General features: G+C 61.2%; 12 protein-coding genes. 5 read left to right on the top strand and 7 right to left on the bottom strand.

Features of this window, described 5'->3' with window-relative positions:
• Positions 1-243 precede the first annotated feature (243 nt).
• Together NKI16_RS17905 and NKI16_RS17900 are read left to right on the top strand one after the other, a co-directional pair.
• Entirely contained in the window at positions 244-1935 is a 1692-nt protein-coding gene (locus NKI16_RS17905; protein WP_031211893.1) for an FAD-dependent oxidoreductase, read from the top strand.
• Positions 1932-2243, top strand: a complete 312-nt coding sequence (locus tag NKI16_RS17900) for a UBP-type zinc finger domain-containing protein (protein WP_036238601.1) — start codon at positions 1932-1934, stop codon at positions 2241-2243. Before NKI16_RS17905 ends, NKI16_RS17900 begins: the two co-directional genes overlap by 4 nt.
• Before the next feature lie 219 nt (positions 2244-2462).
• Here the strand turns inward: NKI16_RS17900 and NKI16_RS17895 are convergent, their stop codons facing one another.
• The 3 genes from NKI16_RS17895 to NKI16_RS17885 form a co-directional block, all read right to left on the bottom strand.
• Positions 2463-3632 carry a GNAT family N-acetyltransferase gene (locus NKI16_RS17895; RefSeq protein WP_023677168.1) on the bottom strand — a complete coding sequence of 390 codons (1170 nt, stop codon included), beginning with the start codon at positions 3630-3632 and terminating at the stop codon, positions 2463-2465.
• Positions 3629-4624: a sterol desaturase family protein gene (locus NKI16_RS17890; protein WP_023677167.1), complete on the bottom strand. Its 996-nt coding sequence runs from the start codon at positions 4622-4624 to the stop codon at positions 3629-3631. Before NKI16_RS17890 ends, NKI16_RS17895 begins: the two co-directional genes overlap by 4 nt.
• 223 nt (positions 4625-4847) lie before the next feature.
• A complete protein-coding gene (locus NKI16_RS17885) occupies positions 4848-6776 on the bottom strand; it encodes a heparinase II/III family protein (protein ID WP_031211889.1) in 1929 nt (642 codons plus the stop codon).
• A gap of 116 nt (positions 6777-6892) precedes the next feature.
• Between NKI16_RS17885 and NKI16_RS17880 the strand changes: the two genes are divergently transcribed.
• Together NKI16_RS17880 and asnB are read left to right on the top strand one after the other, a co-directional pair.
• Entirely contained in the window at positions 6893-8134 is a 1242-nt protein-coding gene (locus NKI16_RS17880) for a glycoside hydrolase family 5 protein (protein ID WP_023677165.1), read from the top strand.
• A gap of 166 nt (positions 8135-8300) precedes the next feature.
• On the top strand, positions 8301-10226 hold the full coding sequence (gene asnB / locus NKI16_RS17875) for an asparagine synthase (glutamine-hydrolyzing) (protein WP_051406144.1): 1926 nt from the start codon (positions 8301-8303) through the stop codon (positions 10224-10226).
• On the opposite strand, the gene NKI16_RS17870 is transcribed toward asnB, so the two are convergent.
• On the bottom strand, positions 10200-11318 hold the full coding sequence (locus NKI16_RS17870; RefSeq protein ID WP_023677163.1) for a glycosyltransferase family 4 protein: 1119 nt from the start codon (positions 11316-11318) through the stop codon (positions 10200-10202). The two genes, asnB and NKI16_RS17870, sit on opposite strands and share 27 nt — an antisense overlap.
• Before the next feature lie 169 nt (positions 11319-11487).
• On the opposite strand from NKI16_RS17870, the gene NKI16_RS17865 reads away from it, so the two are divergent.
• Positions 11488-12927 (top strand): lipopolysaccharide biosynthesis protein, encoded by a 1440-nt coding sequence (locus NKI16_RS17865; protein WP_352576415.1) that lies wholly within the window; start codon positions 11488-11490, stop codon positions 12925-12927.
• Between the two features lie 44 nt (positions 12928-12971).
• Here the strand turns inward: NKI16_RS17865 and NKI16_RS17860 are convergent, their stop codons facing one another.
• The 3 genes from NKI16_RS17860 to wecB are packed head-to-tail and all read right to left on the bottom strand — an operon-like array spanning position 12972 to position 16250.
• Complete coding sequence (locus NKI16_RS17860) at positions 12972-13775, bottom strand: WecB/TagA/CpsF family glycosyltransferase (protein ID WP_031211886.1); 804 nt, start codon at positions 13773-13775, stop codon at positions 12972-12974.
• The gene (wecC, locus tag NKI16_RS17855; protein ID WP_023677160.1) at positions 13772-15103 is read right to left on the bottom strand and encodes a UDP-N-acetyl-D-mannosamine dehydrogenase; all 1332 of its coding nucleotides are present in this window, start codon (positions 15101-15103) and stop codon (positions 13772-13774) included. The genes NKI16_RS17860 and wecC overlap by 4 nt, the downstream gene beginning before the upstream one ends.
• Positions 15096-16250, bottom strand: a complete 1155-nt coding sequence (gene wecB / locus NKI16_RS17850; protein WP_023677159.1) for a non-hydrolyzing UDP-N-acetylglucosamine 2-epimerase — start codon at positions 16248-16250, stop codon at positions 15096-15098. The genes wecC and wecB overlap by 8 nt, the downstream gene beginning before the upstream one ends.
• Between the last annotated feature and the right edge of the window lie 95 nt (positions 16251-16345).

Below are 16345 nucleotides of genomic sequence, written 5' to 3'. Positions count from 1 at the left end.
GGCCGGCTTAGGCAGGTGCCGGCTGAAGCAGCATGCGCCGGGTTTGCCGGGATGCACAAATCAAACAAATCAAGGAGATGCAACGGATTGTGAGGCACGTCGCGACGACATCGTCGCACGGCCGCCGTCAGTTAACTGCGAAGCGAAGGACACAGCGTTTACCGACAGGCGGGCTAGGTTCCTACCGGCCGCAAGCCGCAAAAACCGCTTCAAACTGTCGGAAACCGGCGATAGGTTCGAACCATGTCTCAACCCGCCAATCCGATCTCCATTGCCCGTCGCGATCAGATGTTTCCAGTGCTGGCTGAGGCAGAACTGGACCGCATGGGCCGTTTCGGCGAAGCCGTGTCCTATGCTGCAGGCGAACAGATCGTCAAAGCCGGCGAGCTGGCGCCCGGTCTGATCGTGGTCCTGTCCGGCAAGGTGGATATCATCCAGGGCGGCAGCTTCGGCCGGCGCGAAACAATCGTCACGCACGGTGCAGGCAATTTCGTCGGCGAGTTGGCGCAGCTTTCAGCCCGACCCTCACTGGTGGATGTGGAGGCGGTCGAGCCGGTCGAGGCGCTCGTCATCCCCTCGCAAAGGCTGAGGGACCTGATGGTGCAGGAAGCAAACCTCGGCGAGCGCATCATGCGGGCGCTGATCCTGCGCCGTGTCGGCCTGCTCGAGAGCGGCACAGCCGGCCCGATCATTGTCGGACCGGTCGACAGCGGCGACGTTTTGAGGCTGCAAGGTTTTCTGGCTCGCAGCGGTCAGCCGCATCGCGTTCTCGATTCGGCTGCCGATCCCTGCGCCAGGACCCTGATCGAACGCTTCCATGTCGATATCCACCATTTGCCGATCGTGCTCTGTCCGAACGGCAAGCTGCTGCTCAATCCCGGAGAGAACGAGCTTGCCCGCTGCATCGGCCTGGTGAGGCCGATCGACGCCGGCAAGCTGTACGACGTGGCCATTGTCGGCGCCGGACCGGCCGGCCTCGCGGCGGCCGTCTACGCGGCTTCCGAAGGGTTGTCGACGATCGTGCTCGATTGCCGTGCCTTCGGCGGACAGGCGGGTGCCTCCTCGCGCATCGAGAACTACCTCGGTTTTCCGACCGGCATTTCGGGAATGGCGCTGATGGCGCGCGCTTACAACCAGGCGCAGAAATTCGGCGTCGAGATGGTGATACCGGACGAGGCGAAGCTGCTGGGCAGCGCAAGCGACACGTCCGGTGCCCACTACACGCTCGCCGTCGGCGGCGGGGAGACCGTGCGGGCACGGTCGGTGGTGATCGCCAGCGGAGCGCGCTATCGCCGCCTCGACATGGCAAACCTGGCGCAATTCGAGGGAACCTCCGTGCATTACTGGGCTTCGCCGATCGAAGCGCGGCTTTGCGCCGGGCAAGAGGTAGCCCTTGTCGGCGCCGGCAATTCGGCTGGTCAGGCTGCCGTCTACCTGGCGGCGCATGTGAAGAAGGTATGGCTGCTGGCGCGCGGCAGCAGCCTCGATGCGAGCATGTCGCGCTATCTGGTGGAGCGCGTCAGGGCACAGCCGAACATCGAAGTGCTGGCTGAGACGCAGATTGCGGCACTGGAAGGCGACGACGGCAATCTTGGCAAAGTGCGCTGGCGCAACCGCGACACCGAGACAGCACGTCCGATCCGCCACCTCTTCCTGTTCATCGGCGCCGATCCGAACACCGACTGGCTGGCGCAATGCGGCGTGGCGTTGGACGCGAAGGGCTTCGTTCGCACCGGGCCTGACATTGGCCAGGAACGTGGTGCACTGGAGACGAACCGCGGCGGGGTGTTCGCCATCGGCGACGTGCGCTCCGGCTCGATCAAGCGCGTCGCCGCTGCCGTCGGCGAAGGCGCCCAGGTGGTTGCAGCGCTGCATGCATATCTCGCGCGAAACGGCAGTCTCGCCGTGGCGCCACAACTGGTCAGGAGCGTATGATGGCAGACGAATGCAGGCACGCCGGGGACATTCGCGACGTGACACCGAGCGCGCTCGGCTGCGAGGAATGCCTGAAGAGCGGTTCGCAGTGGGTGCATCTGCGGCTCTGCCGCACATGCGGCCATGTCGGCTGCTGCGACGACTCGCCCAACCGTCATGCCACCAAGCATTTTCGGGCAACCGGCCATCCTGTCATCGAAGGCTACGATCCGCCGGAAGGTTGGGGATGGTGCTACATCGACGAAATCTTCCTCGACCTCGGCGACCGCACCACGCCGCAAAACGGTCCGATACCGCGCTTCATTTGAGCTTTTTGCGAGCGGGCCGCTACAGCAATTCCAGGAAAAGTGTGAACGGTTTTCATCCGGAATTGCGTCAAAACAAAAGATGGAGCTGTTCGGCGTTTCCGTGAAACGATGAACCATTCTAAAGCATGTCGCGCAAAAGTGCAGCGGTTTTGCGATAACGACATGTATAAAACAAGAATCTAAAGCGCGTCGCATGAGGCCGATCGAACGCGACGCGCTTTAGTCCAAGGCTGCTTCGGCTTGAGCGGGCGTATCGCGTCCCTCTGGTGGTGCCGATGACCGCTCGCGCATATGCCTGACGGTCTGGAGGACACGATCGGCAAGAAATGCAAGCGCGCCCTGTGCCGTGCGCGTCCCGATGACGGATTCCAGCGTAACCGCCTGCGTTGAGAATTTGTGTTTGAACGACTCTGCGCCACAGAGGAAATCGACCATGCTCAAGCCGTGATCGATCGACCACTGCACGTAATCCATCAACAGGATCACACCCGGCGACGCCCGGCCGAAATCCGGATCGAACGTCGTCACGAAGGCCATCATCACGTCGTGCTGGACGAAGTTGATCGACACCGCGACCATCACGCCATTGCATTCGAGGACGAAGATATGCAGCACGCCGGCGCGCGCCAACGCATCGACGAGCGCGGCGAGTACCGGCACGCCCTCTTCGAAGAGGTCTGATTCACGCATGCGCTCGGTCAGCCATTTCCGCTTCAAGGCCGCGAGGCGCTCCAGTACCGGTTGCAGCGGCTCGTCGGGCGCAAGCAGGCGAAATCTCACCTCTCCGGTTTCTTCCAGCGCCTTGATGCCGCGCCGATAGTTCTGGCGCGTCTTTTTCGACTGGTCCGCCAACCATGCCGCTCCGCTTTCCCATTGTCCGGCAACGCGATAGCTGACTTCCGTTCGGTGAAAGTGACGAAGCCTGATGCCGCCGGAAGCTCCCGGCGTGAAAATTTTGCGGGCCGCCGCATCCGGCGAGAGACGACTGATCAAGGCAAGATCGAAGCCACCTGCATCGCAGAGTTGCGTCCATAGCTCCTGCAGCGCCGATAACGAGCATTCCGGAGCAACGAGAATATCCCCATAGTCGGTATAGCTGCCGGCCGCCCATTCGAGAAACCGCAGCCCTCTGCGCCTGCCGATCGCCAGCGGAACGACAGCAACGAGTCTCTCGCCCTTCCAGACCAGGCCGATCCGCAACGCGCGCTGGTCACGGCGTTGTACGGTACTCCACCATGCCGAAATCCAGGCATGGCTTTGAAAGATCAGCCCGTCGGTACGATGCCAAAGCTCCATCCAAGCGGCTTCGACCGCAGCCAGGCGATCCGCCGAACGGACGATTTCCAGGCGCTCCGCGCCTAGGACGTCGATGGAAACAGCGGTGTTCATGAAGGAGAACTGTCCTGTGGCTGCGCGACCACATTGGGCCGTCTGTGAAACAGTCGCATGACATGCCTTGCCATCTTCTTGAGCGGCAGGATGTAGAGCCCAAAGAGCGACTGGTAATCGCGCACATCGCGATCGACCAGGCCAAATTTCAGGTCTTCATCCGGCTCCGGGACAAATTGCGTTCCGAACAGACGATCCCAGAACGAAAAAAGCAGGCCGAAATTCTTATCGTAGTGACGCGGGTCGATGCTGTGATGCACCTGGTGCCAGTGCGGACACAGGATGATGTTGTTCAACGGGCCGAACGATATCTTGAGATGCGTATGGCGAACAAAGTCCATCATCAGGATGTTGCGGATGACGTAGACGTTGATGCCGAAGATAGCGACCTCTACCGGATCGAGTGCGATCAGGCTCCAGACACCGAAGCAGATGCCCGGGATGACGCCATCCCACATACGGTTCATCAGATCGTCCAGCGGATGAACCCGGTCCTTGGTGATCCCCACCATCACTTCGGCCGAATGATGTACCTTGTGCAATTCCCACAGGAACGGGAAACGGTGCTGGGCGACGTGGTAGAGGTAGTATGAAATATCATAGGCGACCAGCATGGTTGCGGTGAAGATGACGATCGTCACCGGTCCCGCCGGGCCGCCGAGAAGCGGCGCGTGGATGTTAAGGAGCCAGCCAATTGCCTCACGTGTGCCATAGCCCACCGCGACGACGAAGGTGACGCCGGCAGGAATAAGCAGGAAAGGCATCATCGCCCGTTTCGTGATCCAGAACAGGGCGTCGGCTCGCGCCGACGGGTGCAGGATGACTTCCTGTGGGAAGGCGAAGTCGAAAAAGTCCCTGAGGGACTTATGTTCGGCAGTTCGCCAGTAGGCGATCACCGCGCTGCCCAGTGCGGTGAGGAGAAGCAGGCCGAGCGTGGTCAGATTGACGTTCGAAAGCTTTTCCACAATCGCTCTGGCAAATTCGGAAAACATTGATGCAGCGGCTCCTGGTCGTAAGTCGTAAGAAGGCGATCTGGCGAATAGCAAAGCACAAAATTCCCGCCAAACTCGCTACGCCGCCTGCAACCAGTGGCTGTTGCGGGCGCAGCGGGCAAAGCAGGCTGGATGGTGCGAGACTAGCAGATCAACGGTAACGAAACCGCTAAATGTCCAAACGTAATTAATGTCGAATACGGCTGGAACTCGCCCGGCAACTCTACGTTGGCACCGGTTTTTGCTGTTGCGGCGGGTGAATTGGGGCAAGATGGATATCGATCCCGGCTTCGCCCACTTCACCGTGCCAGGCGAGGCGTTCGGCTTGCTGCCTAGTGCCAAAACGCAGTGAAACCCAACCGCCTTGGCCCGGCATGTCACCGCCCGCGCCGATATCGAGCGCAGCATCAGGAAAGCGGATGGCCAACAGTACCTCGTCGCCGCGCAATACCGTGACCGTATCTTCGTGCCGGTCGGCATGGAGGCCGGCGGCCAGTTGGAAGACGATCTCGGACTGGCGCCTGCCGCCGAGCAGTTGGTCGGTGATGAGGATGCCATCGGCCTGGCGCGCCAAAGTGCGCTGATGCACGACGCCGAAGCGGCTTCTATAGCCGTCATGCCGGGCGCTCAGCCTCCAGTGCGGTCCCGGCTCGCTCTCCACCAGCGCTGCGACTGCCTTGTGCGACCAGTTGAAATTTCCAGCGATGGTGCTTTGGCTCTCGCCCTCGATGTTGAGCGTGTTGTGCGCCGGTGTGGAGCGGAACCAGTCGCGCCATGCGCCTCCCGAACCGTAGAGCCAGGTGCCGGGATCGACCAGCACCGGCTCATCGTCGATGCACAGGGTGAGCGACAGCGCGTCGGCATGGCCGTGCGCCGCTATCGAGAGATAGCCGAGCGGTCCATGGTCGAACGTCAGTTCGACATTGCGGCCATTCATTGCTCCGCGCCAGACGGAGAGCCCGCCTTGCGTGAATGTCTGCAAGCCATGCACCGCGGGCGCCGGGCCTGACGGCGCACCAAAGAAAAGCGAACGAAAATCGTCAGGCTCCGGCGCGTTGCCCGGCGTCCCCAGTAAGCCGTGGATGGCGGCCGCGACGGATCGGATATAGTTCGGCTCGTCGCCCAGCTTCAGCACATGGCCCTCATCGTCGTCGCCGAAGCGGGCGGCTTTCTGTGGCAGCCAGCCGACGAAATTGGCGAAGGCGCCCAGACGCGCTTCGACGGCCGAGGGAAACGGCGTTCCCGCCTGGCGTGCCGCGGCGGCGCACAGCAAGATGAGTTCGGCGCTGAAGGCTGCATAGGTCGGCGTTTGCTCGGCACCGGCGCCGTCGGCAAGAATCTGCTTGTGCGTCTCATTTAAGAGGGCGCTGCGGGCAATTTCGGATTCGGCCCCGAGCGCCAGGCAAACCAGATATTCGCCAGCCAACTCTGCGACGAGATGGTTGTTGGCGGAGGAATATCGCGACGGAAACCGCGGCAGCCAATAGGCGCTTGCCGCGAGTATCTCACCAGCTTTCCGCAGCGTCGCCGGGTCAAGCCGGTCACCGATAAGGTCCAGGGTGACGATCAGGCTGATGGCTCGCAGCGCTACTTCGATGCCGGAAGCCCAGCCAATGCCTCGGAACGGCGGATTGGCGGAATGCCAACTGCCGATTGCCGCCTCAATGGCACTCCGGGATCGATTGTCCTCGCTGAGGAGCAGGTGTGCAGCCAGTACTGGCAATTGCTGCAGCCGGTTGACCTCCCAGACATATTTTATATCGCCAAGGTCGCCGCCATCGCGAAAATCGATATCGAAAGTATGAGCCTCGGCGCCAGGCCAAAGCCTGCCGGTTACCGGATCAAGACGCCAAAGCTCAGCAGGAAACAAAAGATCGGGCTCACGCTTTGGCCATGTCCGCCCGAGTGCCGAAAACCGGCCATGAAGCATCTCTTGCGCGGCCGCCGCTATGGCCTGCCGTTGAGCGTCGGTCGCTGCCAGCGCAGCATGGCGAAATCCGGGCAGCACTGGGTGCAACTGCGGCGATGGATAGCGCTCCCACCCATCATCGCGGCGGCGCGACACGATCCTTCGACGTTGCTCGCCCAGCCGGTGCAACACCTCGGCCGGTCCCATGCTGCGCAATCGGTTGATGTACCAGCCGATTCTCATGCACGCCCCGTCAACGTTTCGGTCCTTGTATACCATGCCGTCGAAAAGCTGCGGGCCGGCAATCTTCTTTCCCGTTCGTTGCGGTTAATATCTCCCGCGAGCATGCGGAGGGAGCGATGCGAAAAGCGGTGTATGTTGTTGCCTGGGTGCTCGCCTTGCTTGTGGCGGCCGCGGCAGAGCCCATCCCTCTCAAGCGCGGCGTTGGCGTGCATCAGTGGCTCAACTGGTCGCCGGTGGAGAAAGACGGAACCTACGTTTGGCCGCCCTATCGCAGCGAAAAGGAGTGGCTTGCGGAAAGCAGGCCGCTCACCGACTGGCCGGCCGGGGAGGTGTTTGCCCACATCCGATCGATGGGCTTCGACTTCGTCCGGCTGAGCGTCGATCCCGGCCCGCTGCTTGCCAGCGGGGACGCCAAGCGGCAGCAGGCGCTGGACATACTTGCCGCCGCCGTTGAGCGGATCACGTCGACCGGCCTCAAGGTGGTTTTCGACCTGCATGGCGTCACTCAGGTTCCCGACTACAGCATGGAGATGATCTATGGCGGCGCCGACAGCGAGGGCGTTGCCCGCTATCGTCAAATGGTTGTGGCGGTCGCTGCCATGCTGGTCAAGATAGGCACCGACAAAGTCGCCCTCGAACCTTACAACGAGCCCGCATACTACCCTTGCGATGCGAGCGGCAGCGATCACTGGCAGCGGATCATGGCAGGGACCGTCCACGACATTCGAGCGGTCAGCAGCGAACTTACCATCGTTGCAACCGGCGCCTGCGGCGGCAGCATTGCCGGATTGGTTAACCTCAGCCCCGGCTTTGATGACCCAAACCTCTATTACAGCTTCCATATGTATGAGCCGCACAGCTTCACCCACCAGCGGCCCGATGACACGATCAGCTTTGCTTCGGGACTTCCCTGGCCGGCCGACAGTAGTACACCCGAAGTGGTGACCGAAACCCTTAGAGCGCGGATGGAAGCTGCCGGCTTGAGCAGGGTCGAGCAGGTCATGAACATGGCCACCGCGCGCCAAGCAATCGCGAACTATTTCGAGCAGAACTGGGGCCAGAGCCAACTGGAGGCGAGCTTTCGCCAGGCTGTCGACTGGGCTGAAGGCCATGGCATTCCCAGCCGGCGGCTCTTCATGGGCGAATTCGGCGCTATCCTCATGTCCGCGGACGGCCGCATGGGCGCCTTTGAGGCCGACCGTTCGCGCTATCTCAAGGCAGTGCGCCGAGAGGCCGAACGCTTCGCGATCCCATGGTCTGTCTGGGAGTTCTCCAATCCTTATGGGATGAGCCTCATCCCGCCCGATGGTCCCCCGGTTCCCGACCCGGAGATGCTGCAGGCATTGGGCCTGCCATAGGTGCCGTCACTCGCCCTCACCAGCGAACAACCGGTGCAACCCCTGACCGCCAGGCTCGATCGAGGAACGGCCCGTGGCAGCTTTCTCCCGGTTGGGTTGTATTGGCACGAAGTGTTTAACACATTTGTTGTACTGAATTGAGGAATGTGCGCGCCTAGGGGGAACAATGTGTGGAATTGCCGGATGGATCGGTCGAAGGGCTAAAAATCCACAAGAGCGGGCCGCCAGAATGTCAAACGCATTGCGGCATCGCGGTCCCGATGCCGAAGGCGCCGAGATATTGGACCTGAACACCGGCGAGCAACAATTGGCATTGGTCCATCGCCGCCTGGCGATCATTGACTTGGCGCCTGAGTCAAATCAGCCGATGCAGATTGAGGACGGCCGTCTCAAAATAATTTTCAACGGAGAGATATATAACTACATCGAGTTGCGGCAGGAACTGATCGGCCTTGGCCATCATTTTCGAACGCGCTCCGATACCGAGGTGCTGCTCCGAGCCTACGATCAGTGGCACTTGTCCATGTTCGACCGGCTGAGCGGCATGTTCGCCTTTGCACTCTGGGATGCTCAGAGGCAGGAATTGATCCTCGGCCGGGATCCCTTCGGGGAAAAGCCGCTTTACCTCATGCAAAGCGAAAGCTTGCTGCTGTTTGCCTCGGAGATCAACGCATTGTTGTCGGCGCAGCAAGATGCGCAGCAACTCGATCTGGATGCGGTGGACGAGTATCTGAACTGGCGTTATGTGCCGGGACCACGCACGCTTTTTAAACAGATCCGCAAGCTCAATCCCGGAAGCTATGCTGTCTGGTCGCAAGGGGTGGTCAAGGAAACGCGCTACTATACGCCTCCGGATCAGGCGGCCCTGGCCGAGCGGATCGACGGAAAAACCGCCAAGAAGCGATTTCTGGAACTGCTCGACCATTCCGTCGAGATCAGGATGCGCAGCGATGCACCTTTTGGGGCCTTTCTCTCCGGAGGACTCGACTCCTCGGCTATCGTCGCCCTGATGGCCAGGCATAGCGCCACGCCCATTCGCACGTTTTCCGTCGGGTTCGACGACGCAGCCTATAGCGAACTTGCATTCGCCCGGCGCGTTGCCGATCATTTCAAGACCGATCATTGCGAACTTGTCATCCAGCCAGGCGATCTGATGGATCAGCTGCCCGCGATGGTTCGCCAACGCGGGGGACCTGTTTCGCAAAGCAGCGATATTCCAATTTACCTGATGTCGGAGCGCGCCGCCCAGGACGTCAAGATGGTGCTCACCGGAGAAGGAGCCGACGAGATTCTCGGCGGCTATCCCAAGCATCGCGCGGAATCACTGGCCGGGATCTACCAGTCGCTTGTTCCAGCCTCGCTGCACGATAACGTCCTTTCCCCTTTGGTACGCGCCATGCCGGGCGCGTCGGCCAAGGTCGATACGTTTGCCCGCACCGCGGGCGAAAGGGACTTTGCCGCCCGGATGGTCTCCTGGTTTGGAGCCGTTTCGGCGCAGCAGCGCGCCTGCCTGATCGGCGCGTCCGCAAATCGCCGTTATGAGCGCAACGACTTTCCGTTCTCGTCAAGCGCTGCGGCTTCCCATCTTCGCCGCGTGCTGTTTTTCGATCAGACATCGTGGCTGCCTGACAATCTCCTGGAACGAGGCGACCACATGATGATGGCCGGTTCAATCGAAGGAAGAATGCCGTTCCTCGATCGAGACCTGGTTTCATTCGTCAGCAAATTGCCCGATCGCTACAGGCTGGGTTGGTTGCACAGCAAGCAGATCCTGCGCGACAGCATGGCCAATATCCTCCCGGAGGAAATTCTCAGCCGCCGCAAGGTCGGGTTCAAGGTACCGGTCGCCGAATGGTTTCGCGGATCGATGAGGAACTACGTGCATGACCATCTTTGCTCGCCTCACTCCGTCATTCGCAGCTATCTGAGTCCGAAACAGCTAGATCAAATCGTCTCGGAACACACCACGCGTGCTGCAGACCACGAAAAGCTGATATGGGCGCTGTTGAATTTGGAGATATTCCACCGCGAATTCAGGCTCGACGCGCCGCCGCGATCGTCGGCCTCAGCGCTTGACCGGTTGACGGCTTGACACGGCCGACCGCCAGACATCGCAGATTGCGCCAACAAACGGGGCGAGCTCAAGCCGTTCCCGATGCACGGCCATGGCACCGGCACCAAGCTTTGCCCGCAGTGCCGGGTTCTCCACGAGGCGGCTCAGCGCCTCGGTCAACGCTGTAACATCGCCTGGCGGCACCAGCAGCCCGGATTGCCCGTCGGTGATTATGTCTTCGACGGCGCCAACCGGGGTCGCCACCACCGCCAAACCGGCTGCCATGCCTTCGATCACCGACATCGGCAGATTTTCGGCGAAGGATGGAAGAACCAGAATATCGGCCGAAGAAATCAGCGATGCGACATCGTCCGGTCCCACCCAACCCGGAAAGGCGATCCGGTCTGCAATCCGCAGCGCGGCTGACTTTGCCCGTGCCGCCTCGACTTCGCCATCGCCGGCAATCGTGGCGCGCCAATTCTTGACAGGGCTCATGCGGTGCAGTGCCTCGAGCAATTGCGGTACGCCCTTGCGGTCGCCGATGCGGCCCAGGAACAGGATATGCACATGGTCGCCGCCGCCGACATGCGCCAGCGACGGGACTTCGGTCGCATTGGGCACGATCACGATATTGCCGGCTGCGCCCGGCGCCCGGCTGGCGACGAAATCGCGCCAAAGTCTGCCCAAAACGATCACCCGATCGGCATGCTCGAACAGAGCTTTGATACGGCGGCTTATGAAACCGCGGTCGGCTTTCCAGAATGTCTGATACTGCGCCCCGTGCAAATGCAGGACATAGGGTATCGACAGCAGCCGTGCGCAGGCGGCGATCACCATCTTGCGGTAGGTGCTGCCGGAAACTGAGATGTTGATATGAATGACATCGGCGCGTCCAGCCAGACGCGCTTTAAGCATCCGTAAGCAAAAACCGAGCATATAGAAGATCGAAAGTCCGACATGCCCCGGGCCACGACTGGCAAGAAAGCGCACATCGATGTCGGTGATTTCTTGCCGTTCGAACTCCTGCTTCAGCGCCCCCATGATGCGGTCGATGCCGCCCTGCCCCGAAACGCCCGAGGGCGTCGCGACCAGGACATGTATTTTTCGATCGGATATGAGGCGCTGCAACATGATGGTACTCTAAATAACACAGACCGGGTAACTGCAAAGCAAACGTTCCCGATAAGGTTTACGGCAAATCTTTTAGTTCAAACTGAATCTGTTCACCCTTCGGCATCATCGGGCTGGATTTTCCGCCAGTCGGCGGCTAGTCGAAGGTGAGTTTTCCAGGGACACGCCCTTGCTGCTCCGTTCCACGCTCATTTATGCTCCGGCGATCCTGCTGACGCGAATTTCGGCGCTTCTCCTGCTGGTCGTCGTGACGCGTTTGATCGACCAGACCGAGTATGGCCTGCTCACCCTGGTGGTGACCGTCGGGGAAATGACCGACATTGCCGTCACCAACTGGCTCCGCATCGCCTTGCTCAGGCTTGGCGGCAAGGGCGAAGTCAGCCGCGGCAGCCTGATGCTGGCCGGGCAGGTGTTGCTTGCCACCACGGCACTGGCGCTGGTCATATCGGTAGGCGCGTCGGCGGTGATCGTGCCTGAACGCTGGGTCGAGTTCGCGATCGCAGTCTGCGGCTATCTGGTCGCCGGGTCCATCAGCCGCTTCGCGTTGACGGTGCTGCAGATGCAGCAGCGCCATTCGGTCTATTCGATGCTAGAAGCCCTGCGTGCCCTGCTGCAACTCGCGTTACCGATCGGCGCTATCCTCGTCTTTCAGGATAGCTTTCTGACGGTGTCGCTCGGCTCGAGCCTCGGCGCCTTGATTGCCGGCATCGTGGCGGGCATCATGGCATCGCGACGGCTCGTTGCCGGTCCGCCGCGCTTCACCCACAGGGACTTCTTTGCGCTCGGTGTGCCGCTGATCATCATGGCGCTGGTAGGCTTCGGGCTCAACAGCGCGGAGCGTCTGTTCCTCAAGATCTATTACGATGCCAGCGCTGTGGCGATCTTCGCCGCAGCCTATGCGCTGGCCCGCCAGCCGATCGACATGGTCGCCAACGCCATCAACATGGGCGCCTTTCCCGAGGTGGTCAGCCGGTTCGACGAGGATGGGCCCGCGGCGTCGGGCCGGCTGCTGTCGCAACTGATGGCGCTGATGATGCGGCTTTGCCTGCCTATTGCAGCGATGCTGGTCGCGCTCAGCAGCGATATCACCGAGCTCATGCTGCCCTCGCAATATCACGGCCGCTTCGGCCTGCTGTTTCCGATCATTGCCTTCAGCGTGCTGTGCGCCAACCTCACCAGCTTCGTCTATGGCGTCGTAGTGCACGCGCACAAGCGGCCGTGGCTGCTGATCATCGCCAATCTCTTCGGCTCGGTGGCAACAATCGCATTGTCCCTGCTGTTGATCCCCCCGATGGCGGAGATCGGCGCCGCTTTGGCGCTGGCGGGCGGCTCGGTGGTGGGCTCCATAACCTGCATCATCATCAGCGAGCGGCTCACACCGGTGCCGGTGCCATGGCGCGACATCGGTGTCTCGGTGGTCATCTCGCTCAGCACGGGGGTGGCCGCCAAGCTTGCCAGTATGGTGCCCGGCGACGTGCCGGCAATCTTCTCGCTTGTCGCCGGCGGCACTGCCGGTGCTGCGGTTTTCTTCGGGCTGACCTCGTTGTTCCACCCTGTGGCAGCGACGCAATTCGTCGCCCAGCTGCGAGCGCGGCTACGGATCGCGTAAAGCGAAGTCCAGGGTCAACGCCTGTTTTGTGGGGGAACGCGAAACTATAAACCGGCGTTTCGGCGCCAGCGACGCTCCCAGAACTCTCGGCACAGCAGCCCTGCATAGGCAGTGTTGGTATCGTAGTAGCGGCGCCACAAGCGTCGCGGCTCCTGGACGACGCGGAACAGCCACTCCAGGCCGGCCGCTTGTATCAGCTTCGGCGCACGGGCAACCTTGCCCCCATAGACGTCGAAACTGCCGCCCACGCCCATCACGAAGCTTGAGGCGAGTTCATCGCGGTAGCGTTTGAGAAAGCGTTCCTTGCGCGGTGTCGGCATGGCCACCAGCAGGCAGTCGGCGCCCGAGGCGTTGATCGCCGCGACGATCCCGGCCTCGTCCTCCGGCTTGAAATAGCCGTTGCGCATTCCCGCTATGACGAGGCTCGGATGGTCCTTGGCAAGTCTCACTACAACCGCGTCGAGAACGTGCTGTTCGGCCCCCAGCAGATACGGCCTGAATCCACGCTTCGCGCAGAGGCTCAGCAGATTGATCATGATGTCGACGCCCGCCACCCGCTCGGGCAGCGCGACGCCGCACAGACGTGCACCCCAAAGCACGCCGATGCCGTCGACATTGACCACGTCCGCCCCAGCCACGTCCTCGCGCAGCTCGGCATTCTGGCGCATGGTCACCAGCTTGGCGACGTTCACGACCACATGATGCAGCGGCCGCCCCAGGGTCATCGCCTCGTCGGCGATGGCCAGTGTCTCGGCCATGGTCAGCGCATGGATCGGTGCGCCAAGGAACTCCCGGCGCCGTGATGCCAACAGGGAATGCTGCGCCCATGCCGGGGCGTGCGCGTTCATGCGGCCTGCTCCCTTGCAAGCGTCACTTGTGCGACCTCTGGTTTCTTGCCTTCGATGCGGGCGTCGGGCTTGCGTGCCTTGCGCCACGTCCACAGACCCCTCGTATCGACGAGCTTCTTGTCCTTGAGCGCTTCGGGGTCGACCAGATTGAACTGCCGATGGTCGACCAGGAGGACGACGATATCGGACTTGTCGATGGCCGAAAGTGCGTCGGTGAACACGATGCCCCTGCCCTCGAGCTCATGCGGCAGCGCATTTGTGTTGGGTTCAGCCGCAATGATCTTCACATTGGGGATATCGGACAGAAGTTTCACCACCTCGACGGCCGGGCTCTCGCGCAAATCGTCGATGTTGGCTTTGAAGCTGAGGCCAAGACAGGCGATCGTCTGTTTGCGGGAGGGGTCGAGCAAGGCCTCAATATCCCTGACCACCGACATGGGCCGTTCGGAATTGATCCGGCGTGCCGAAGCCATAAGCCGCGTGCTGTTGGGTGCGGCGTCGATGATAAAATATGGATCGACCGCAATGCAGTGACCGCCAACGCCCGGGCTCGGCTGGAGGATGTTCACGCGAGGGTGTCGATTGGCGAGATCGATCACTTCCCATACATTGAGCGACAGATCCTGACACACGGCGGCAAGCTCGTTGGCAAAGGCGATGTTGACGTCGCGGAACGCGTTCTCCGTCAGTTTCACCAGCTCAGCACTTTCGGCCGTTGTCATGAACAGGTCGCCGGTGACGAAGGTCGAATAGAGTGCCGCGGTCCGCTCCGACGATTTGCGGGACAATCCGCCGATCGAGCGATCGTTGTTGATCAGCTCGGTCAGCACCTTTCCCGGCAGCACACGCTCGGGCGAATAGGCGACCAGCACATCGGCGTCTTCGCCATGCTGGACAGGAAATTTGAGATCAGGCCGCAACTCGGCAAGCAGCCCGGTCATGATACGCGTGGTTCCAACCGGCGATGTCGATTCCAATACCACAAGGTCTCCCCGCTTCAGCACGGGGGCGATGCTTCGTGCCGCCGCGAGCACGTAGGTCACGTCCGGCTTATGATCGTGGGTCATCGGGGTCGGCACGGCGATGATATAGGCGTCCGCCGGCTGCGGCGTGCTGTAGGCCATGAGCTTGCCGTTCGCCACGACCTTCTGGATCAGACCGTCAAGGTCCGGCTCGACGATGTGGATTTCGCCGCGGTTGACCTTCTCGACCACCGCTCGGTTGACATCGACGCCAATGACGTTGAGCCCGCGGCTGGCGAAAATGGCGCAGGTCGGCAGGCCGATATAGCCCATGCCGATTACGGAAACGGTTTTGATTTCAGCCATGATGCAGCAGTTCCTCAACAATCCGGTTACTGGCCCGGCCATCGCCATATGGGTTGTGTCGTTCCGCCATGCCGCAATAGGCAGCCTGATCGTCGAGCAGGCGATTGGCGTTGAACAGGATTTTCTCGACGTCGGTGCCGACAAGACGGGCGGTGCCGGCCACGATCCCCTCGGGTCGCTCGGTATTTTCGCGCATTACCAGCACCGGCTTGCCGAGTGAAGGCGCTTCTTCCTGCACGCCACCGCTATCGGTAAGCACCAGATAGCTCTGCTTCTGCAGGTACAGGAACGGCAGATAGTCCTGCGGCTCGACCAGGTGGATGTTCGGCACGCCTTCCAGCTCTGCGTTGACCACTGAGCGCACATTGGGGTTTGGATGGACAGGGTAGACGATCTGCACATCTCCGCGCGCCGCCAATCCCTTCAATGCCGTACAGATGCGCTGGATGCCGCCGTCGAAATTCTCGCGGCGATGACCGGTGACGAGGATCATCTTCTTGGAAGGGTCGAGGAAAGGGAAGCGGGCAGCGAGCTTCGCGTTCATCAGCCTGTCAGCATCGATCGCGCTTGAAAAATGCAACAGCGTGTCGATCACCGTGTTGCCGGTCACGAAGATGGTGCTTTCGGCCTTTCCTTCGGCGATGAGATTGTCGCGCGCTTGAACGGTCGGCGCAAAATGCCAGGTAGCGATGTCGCCGGCAATCTTGCGGTTCAGTTCTTCAGGAAACGGCGAGTTGATGTTGTGGCTGCGCAATCCTGCTTCGACGTGAGCGACGGGGACACGCTTGTAGAAGGCAGCCAGCGCCGCGGCCATTGCCGTGGTGGTGTCGCCCTGTACCATGACGATATCGGGCTGCGACTTTTCCAGCACCTCGGCCATGCCCAGGAGCACGCGCGAGGTCACGTCGAACAGCGACTGGCCGGGTTGCATGATGTTGAGATCGTGATGCACCGGCAGGCCGGTCAGCTCGACAACCTGGTCGACCATTTCACGATGCTGGGCGGTGATGCATATTTCGGTGATGAAGCCTGGATGAGCAAGGGCGGCACGCGCCACTGGAAAGCATTTGAGTGCCTCCGGCCTAGTGCCGAACACGATCAGCAGTTTCTGCCTGGATGGCAGTTTTGGACGTGAAAGGACGTTCATCGCTGATCCTGGTCGCCTGCAGCCTTCGGGACATGCCGACTATTGCCCGCAAGAGCCATAATAGCGCCGGAAAGCGCCTTCGTGATCTCAATTCT

Source organism: Mesorhizobium sp. M0698 (assembly GCF_040320455.1).
In the GTDB taxonomy this organism is placed as follows: Bacteria; Pseudomonadota; Alphaproteobacteria; order Rhizobiales; family Rhizobiaceae; genus Mesorhizobium.
The sequence above is the reverse complement of the archived record's forward strand: the minus strand, read 5'-3'. Positions and strand labels throughout refer to the sequence as shown.

Excerpts from the sequence above, each read along its gene's own strand:
- wecC (WP_023677160.1), bottom strand. The coding sequence starts at position 15,103 with ATGGCTGAAATCAAAACCGTTTCCGTAATCGGCATGGGCTATATCGGC.
- asnB (WP_051406144.1), top strand. The coding sequence starts at position 8,301 with ATGTGTGGAATTGCCGGATGGATCGGTCGAAGGGCTAAAAATCCACAA.
- NKI16_RS17895 (WP_023677168.1), bottom strand. The coding sequence starts at position 3,632 with ATGAACACCGCTGTTTCCATCGACGTCCTAGGCGCGGAGCGCCTGGAA.
- wecB (WP_023677159.1), bottom strand. The coding sequence starts at position 16,250 with ATGAACGTCCTTTCACGTCCAAAACTGCCATCCAGGCAGAAACTGCTG.
- NKI16_RS17880 (WP_023677165.1), top strand. The coding sequence starts at position 6,893 with ATGCGAAAAGCGGTGTATGTTGTTGCCTGGGTGCTCGCCTTGCTTGTG.
- NKI16_RS17905 (WP_031211893.1), top strand. The coding sequence starts at position 244 with ATGTCTCAACCCGCCAATCCGATCTCCATTGCCCGTCGCGATCAGATG.
- NKI16_RS17860 (WP_031211886.1), bottom strand. The coding sequence starts at position 13,775 with ATGAACGCGCACGCCCCGGCATGGGCGCAGCATTCCCTGTTGGCATCA.
- NKI16_RS17890 (WP_023677167.1), bottom strand. The coding sequence starts at position 4,624 with ATGTTTTCCGAATTTGCCAGAGCGATTGTGGAAAAGCTTTCGAACGTC.
- NKI16_RS17870 (WP_023677163.1), bottom strand. The coding sequence starts at position 11,318 with ATGTTGCAGCGCCTCATATCCGATCGAAAAATACATGTCCTGGTCGCG.
- NKI16_RS17900 (WP_036238601.1), top strand. The coding sequence starts at position 1,932 with ATGATGGCAGACGAATGCAGGCACGCCGGGGACATTCGCGACGTGACA.
- NKI16_RS17885 (WP_031211889.1), bottom strand. The coding sequence starts at position 6,776 with ATGAGAATCGGCTGGTACATCAACCGATTGCGCAGCATGGGACCGGCC.